Source organism: Streptomyces sp. NPDC101225, from assembly GCF_044767585.1.
Classification (GTDB): Bacteria; Actinomycetota; Actinomycetes; order Streptomycetales; family Streptomycetaceae; genus Streptomyces.
Map to the genome: position 1 here is coordinate 37,734 of NZ_JBIWOE010000032.1, position 5,817 is coordinate 43,550.

Here is a 5,817-nt window from a genome sequence, read left to right on the forward strand (position 1 = left end):
CCCCGGGCGCCGGCCCGGCCGCCGGGGGCGGCCCCGGGGCCGGCCCGGCGGCGGGGGGCCGCCGGGCCGGGGGGGGCCGCCCCGGGGGCCCGCGCGGGGGCCCGCCCCCGCCGGTGTCGGTCCCTCCCGTGTCTCAGTGGCCGAAGCCGTAGGCGAACAGGTGGGCGGTGCCGGTGGAGCCGGTCACCGGGAGGGTGACCGACGCGACCTGCTTGGAGGCGTCGAGGGGGACCTTCGTGGCGAAGACGTAGGTCTTCACGCTGTCCCGGCCACCGCTCGCGGTGTTGCGGTAGGCCGTCGTGACGGCCGTCGTGTCATCCGGAAGCGGCGTGCCGCCCCCTCCGCCCAGCGTCCAGTCCGAGAAGCCGACCGTCCCCTTGGAGGTGGTGCCGTCGGTGTAGGTGACGGTCACCGTGCCCGAGACCCCACTGCCGTCGGTCGGCGCGTTGGCCGCCGCGCCCAGCAGGCCCAGCGACGCACCGGAGGTGCCGGCCGGCATCGGGATGGTCTGGCCGGCCATCTCCAGGTTGTCCGGCTGACCCGACGTCACCGTCGGCCAGACGTAGGAGATGCCGTCGGCCGTGATGGTGGAGCCGCTGGTGACGCCTGACGCCGACAGGGCGTTCTGCGAGTACGCCCAGCCACCGCCGTCGAACCCGGACGAGAAGGTGGCGCCGTCCGGGAAGACGCCCTCGTTGGTGTCGTACGGCCACAGGGCACCCGCCTTGGCCACGGCCACGCGGAGGGTCGCACTGCCCAGCGCCGCACCGGTCGTGTGGTCGGTCAGGGCGAAGGTGACCGGGAAGGTTCCCTCGTCCGGGCCGGCCGTCACATGGACCTTCGCCTCCGCGCTGCCCGAGGCGGCCACGGTCATCGAGCCGGACGCCGTGTCGAGTGTGACGCCGGACGGTGCGGTCGCCTTCCAGTCGGCGGTGACGGACTCGCTGCCGAGGTTGGTCAGCTTCAGTGTGCCGTCGCCGGACTCGCCGGGCTGCAGGACGAGGCCGTCGCTGGTGGGACCGGTGGCGGCCAGGACCCGGTCACCGCCGGTGGTGTCCGACGGCGGTGCCGCGGACGGGGCGGACGCCCAGGAGGTGTTGGGCCGGGTGCCGAGGGTGAAGTCGAGCGTGCCCGCGCCCGCGAACTGCCGGTACGTCAGCCAGGACGTCTTCCACGCCTTGCCCTTGACGTCGAGCGACTGCACGTAGGGTGCGTCGGGCGCGGCCTGCGGTGCCTTGATCTTCACCGTCCTGCCGTGTCCGGCGGTGACCTTGGCCACGGGGAAGGCCGGGCTGCCGAGCACCAGGGTGTCCGCGCCCGGGGTCTCGGGGTACATGCCGAGCTCGGACCAGACGTACCAGGAGCTCATCGCGCCGAGGTCGTCGTTGCCGAAGGAGCCGACGGGAGCGTTGAAGTACAGCTTCTGCTGGGCGTCACGTACGGCTGCCTGGGTCTTCCACGGCTCGCCCGTGTAGGCGTACTCCCACGGGATCTCGACGCTGGGCTCGTTGCTCAGGTCGGCATCGGTGCCGCCGGGGTGGGCAACGTTGTCCAGCAGGCTGTCCAGGTAGGACGAGTACGCCTTCGCGCCGCCCCGTGCCTGGATGAGCTGCCGCAGGTTGAAGGGGACCATCGGTGTGTACTGGGCCGACGTGCCCTCCACGAATCCGTTGGAGGTGCCCGGGGTGAAACCGCCCGTGAAACGGCCGTCCTTGTTCTTTCCCTGCATGTAGCCGGTCTGCGGGTTGAAGACGTTCATCCAGTCCTGCGCACGGGTGGCGAACTTCGTGTAGACGTCCTTCTTGCCCAGCGACTTCGCGAAGGCGGCGACGGCGTAGTCCGCGGAGTCGTACTCCAGTTGCGTGGAGACCGGTCCGTAGAAGTTGCAGCAGCCGTAGTCGTTCTCGTCCAGCGGGAGGTAGCCCTTCGCGTCCCGCACCGACTCGCCCGGGCGGTCGTTGTTCGGGACGGTGGCCTCGTGCTGCAGGGCGGCGAGCGCCTTGCCGGTGTCGAAGCCGCGGGCCCCGAAGGCGTACGCGTCGGCGATGATGCCGGCGGCCGGGTCACCCACCATCACGTAGCTCTCGCCGTTGTTCGAGGCCCACTTGGGCAGCAGACCGGTCTGGTCGTAGCCGTTGAGCATCGAGGTGACGACGTCGCTGGTGACCTTGGGTTCGACCATCGCCATCAGCTGGGTCTGGGAGCGATAGGTGTCCCAGCCCGAGTAGTTGGCGTACTGGGCGTGCTGCCCCCTGGCCAGCTTGTGGACCTGGTTGTCCATGCCCATGTACCGGCCGTCCGCGTCCGAGAAGACGTTCGGGTGCAGCAGCGCGTGGTACAGCGCGGTGTAGAACTGCACCTGCTGGTCCGCGGAGCCGCCGCCGACCCGTACCTTGTTCAGCACCGTGTTCCAGGCGTCGTGGTTGGCCCGGCCGACGGCGTCGAGGTTCCAGTTCCTGATCTCACGGGAGAGGTTGAGCGCCGCGCCCGCGTCGCTCGTGTACGAGATCCCGACCTTCGCGCGCACCGTCGCGTCGGCGGAGGTGTCGAACGTCAGGTACATCCCGTTGGCACCCGTGGTGGGGGGCTCGGCCGCGTCGGCCGCCGCGGTCTTGCCGGAGGACGTCCGGGGTGTGCTGCCGGCGCTCGGTGCCGGGGACGGGCTGCTGGAGTGCGCGTCGCCGCTGCTGCCGTGCACGGTCGGGGACGGTGCCGCGGGAACGGTGAAGTGCTTCTCCTCGAGCGGTGTCGACGGGTGCGTCGACAGTTTCTGCCGGACCTTGCCCGCCTTCAGCGAGGTCGCGCTCGAGTTGATGGTGCTGCCGACCCAGGTGCCGCTCGCGGTGAAGGGCTGGTCGAACTTGATGTCGAAGTGCAGCGTGTACCTGTTGCTCGCGCCGCAGAAGTGACCGCTGTCGATCGCGCCGCTGATCTCCTTCTTGCTCACCACCTGGACCCGGGTGCCGTCCACCTGCGTGGCGCCGCCGCTGAGCTTGAACAGCAGGTTCGCCTGCTTGCCCGCGGGGAACGTGAAGGCGCCCAGGCCGGCGCGGGTGGTGTCGGTCAGCCGGGTCGTGACCCCGTTGGCGTCGGTCACCTGGTAGGAGCCGATGCCCGCCTTCTCGTCGTCGTGGCTGAAGCCTACGGACGTGCTGCCGAGGCTGCCGGACAGCGCGCCGGTCACGGGCAGGACGGGCAGGTCACCGGCGACGCCGCAGCCGGGTCCCGAGACATGGGTGAGGCTGAAGCCGGAGAGCTTCTTGTCGTTGTACTCGTAACCGCCGCCCGAGGGACGGTCGGGGGTCGTGTCCGGCCCCCACTGCACCATCCCGGCCGGCATGTCGGGCCCGGGGAAGGTGTCCACCGCACCGGAGGTGCCGATCAGGGGGTTGACCAGGGACGCGGGGTCCTTGACCAAGGCCGGTGCCGCGGCGCTCGCGGCATGGGCGCCGCCGATCGCGGGGAGCGGAAGCACGGCGATGCCCAGGACGGACACCACGGCCAGGCGTTGGCGGAATCTCTGGCGGTTACGGGGCTCGGCTGAGCGTCGGGGTCTGACCATCGGTTGCCTCCGCAGCGTTTCCCACTTCGCACATGAGGAGCCGACGTACGCGAAAAGGCGCACGTCGGCGACAGGCAACGGTGCCGGTCATCCCAATGGCCTGACAACGTTGCCATGCACGAGAGTTGAGTGAAACGCCTGTGCTTGCGGCATGTCAACGAGGCCAACAGAACTTTCTGATACCGAGGTTCACGGCCGAGCAGCTCTTGGTCCGCCGTTTACCCGGATCGCGATCCGCCGGGCACGGCCTTCGGGCGGGGACTCAAGTGACGTGTGGATTAAATGATGTGACGATACGTCGGCGGACAGCGTGACCGAGCGCGAAGCGCGCTCCTCGCAGGGGCTCAGCCCGCTTTCGCGATGCGTTCGAGCCGCGCCGCGGCACCGTCCGGGCCTGGCAGCGCGCTGATGGAGCGGGCCAACTGCCGTGCGCGGGCGGCGTACGAGTCGTCCTCGAGCACGGTGCGGACCGCGTCGGCGATGTCGTCGGGGGTCGCCCCGTCGCCGTCGAGGGCGATCCCCGCGCCGAGACGTTCGACGTGTGCGGCCAGTGCGGGCTGGTCGGCCGCCGGGTTGGGCAGGGCGACGAGAGGCACGCCGTGCGCCAGGGACGCGGCGACGGTGCCGTGCCCGCCGTGGGTGACCGTGACGGACGCGTACGGCAGTACGTCGACGTGCGGAACGAACGGCACCAGGACGGCGTCCCCCGGTACCGACACCCGACTGACGTCGGCCAGTCCCGTGGTGACCAGTACACGGTGGCGGTCGGCGGGAAGGGCGGTGAGCGTTCGGCTGATCCGTGACGTCTGATCCCACGCCTGGCCGCTGGAGAAGCTCACCAGCACCAGCGGGCGCTCGTCCTGGGCCGGCCAGGGCCCGCTCCACGGGGCGCCGCGACGGGGCTCGAAGACCGGTCCGACGTACTCGAGCGCCGGTGGCGCGTCAGGTGTGGGCGGGTCGAGGTCGGGCGTGCCGGCGCACACCACGGGGAAGGGCCGCCATGTGTCCCACAGGGTGCTGACTGCGGGCAGGCCGGCGGTGGTCCGGGCCTCGTTGACGCCGGCGAGGGCAAGGTGGTCCACACCGCCGCCCGGCGGCACGAGTGCGCTCGGGGCGCTGTGCAGGAGGACCGCGGTGGGTGTGGACTCCTTTTCGGCCGCCGCCAGCGCGGCGAACATCAGGCAGTCGATCACCAGCGCGTCGTAGTGCTCGGCGGCCAGCAGGGCGGGGATGTCCCGCAGGTGCTCCCGGCAGGCCCAGACCGCGTCGACCAGGACGGGCATCCAGTCCGGCGGTGGCGATGCGGGCCACCGCCGCTGGGCGTGACCGAGCGTCCGGAACGGGAAGCCGAGGGAGGCGTATCGCTCCCGCTGCCCGTCGTACCCGGCGAACGTGACGTCGTGCCCGCGGCCCGTGAGCGCGGCCGCGAGGCCGACGGCGGGTGTCTGGTTACCTGCGCCGTCCCAGGTGACGAACGCGAAGCGTGCCATCTCAGCTGCCCCCCAGCAACGAGTTGATCATCATCTCGAGCGTGGCCTCGGCCTCCTGCCGCGGCCGTTGCATGTCCCGGCACAGGAGCTTCCAGGTGTAGACGTCGCTCATGCACACCAGGGCGTCGACGACCCGCTCCCGCTCGTCGCCGGAAAACCGCCCGAGTTGTGGTGCGAGCACGGTGCGGACCCGCTCCCGGTGCCGCTCCCGCCCTATGCGGACCACCGGAGCCACGGCCGGGTCGTGCTCGTCCGCGAGGTTGGCGATCACCACGTCGCCGAACTGCTCGTAGTGGTCGAACCAAGTGCGCACGGCGCCGGCGACGTCGCCCGGCTCGGCCTGATCGAGGTCGTCGCGCATTTCCTCGAGGACCTCGTCCAGGGCGCGCCGGAACAGCTCCGCCTTGCTGCCGAACAGCCGCAGGACCGTCTGCACGGTGACGCCGGCCTGCGCGGCCACGTCGTTGAGGCGGATGTCCGACCGCAGGCGCCCCTTCAACTGCCCTACCGCGGCCGCCAGTACGCGGCTGCGGGTGCTCTCCGCGCCGGCCGCCCGGGCTCGCATCGTGTAGGGCCTTGCTGATTTCATATTAACAACACTAACATGAAATTACGGCCGCCTGGCAGGGCTGCGCCGGCCGAGCTCGCACGGCCGCCCCACACCATCACTGCGGGGGAGGGGGGGGCGGGGGGGGGGGGGGGGCCCCCCCCCCCCCCCCCCCCCCCCACACCCCCCCCCCCCACCAGCCAACTCACCGCGCCGCA

At 71.3% G+C, this 5,817-nt stretch carries 3 protein-coding genes; all 3 read right to left on the minus strand.

Features of this window, described 5'->3' with window-relative positions:
• Positions 1-133: 133 nt before the first annotated feature.
• The gene (locus tag ACIRPX_RS33480) at positions 134-3,562 is read right to left on the minus strand and encodes a lectin (protein WP_404202301.1); all 3,429 of its coding nucleotides are present in this window, start codon (positions 3,560-3,562) and stop codon (positions 134-136) included.
• A 344-nt stretch (positions 3,563-3,906) separates the two neighbouring features.
• Positions 3,907-5,052: a glycosyltransferase gene (locus tag ACIRPX_RS33485; protein WP_404202303.1), complete on the minus strand. Its 1,146-nt coding sequence runs from the start codon at positions 5,050-5,052 to the stop codon at positions 3,907-3,909.
• A gap of 1 nt (position 5,053) precedes the next feature.
• Positions 5,054-5,641, minus strand: a complete 588-nt coding sequence (locus tag ACIRPX_RS33490; protein ID WP_404202305.1) for a TetR/AcrR family transcriptional regulator — start codon at positions 5,639-5,641, stop codon at positions 5,054-5,056.
• Positions 5,642-5,817 lie beyond the last annotated feature (176 nt).

What these genes read in the sequence shown, in the direction of transcription:
- ACIRPX_RS33480 (WP_404202301.1), bottom strand. Translation starts at nt 3,562, where the DNA reads ATGGTCAGACCCCGACGCTCAGCCGAGCCCCGTAACCGCCAGAGATTC.
- ACIRPX_RS33485 (WP_404202303.1), bottom strand. Translation starts at nt 5,052, where the DNA reads ATGGCACGCTTCGCGTTCGTCACCTGGGACGGCGCAGGTAACCAGACA.
- ACIRPX_RS33490 (WP_404202305.1), bottom strand. Translation starts at nt 5,641, where the DNA reads ATGAAATCAGCAAGGCCCTACACGATGCGAGCCCGGGCGGCCGGCGCG.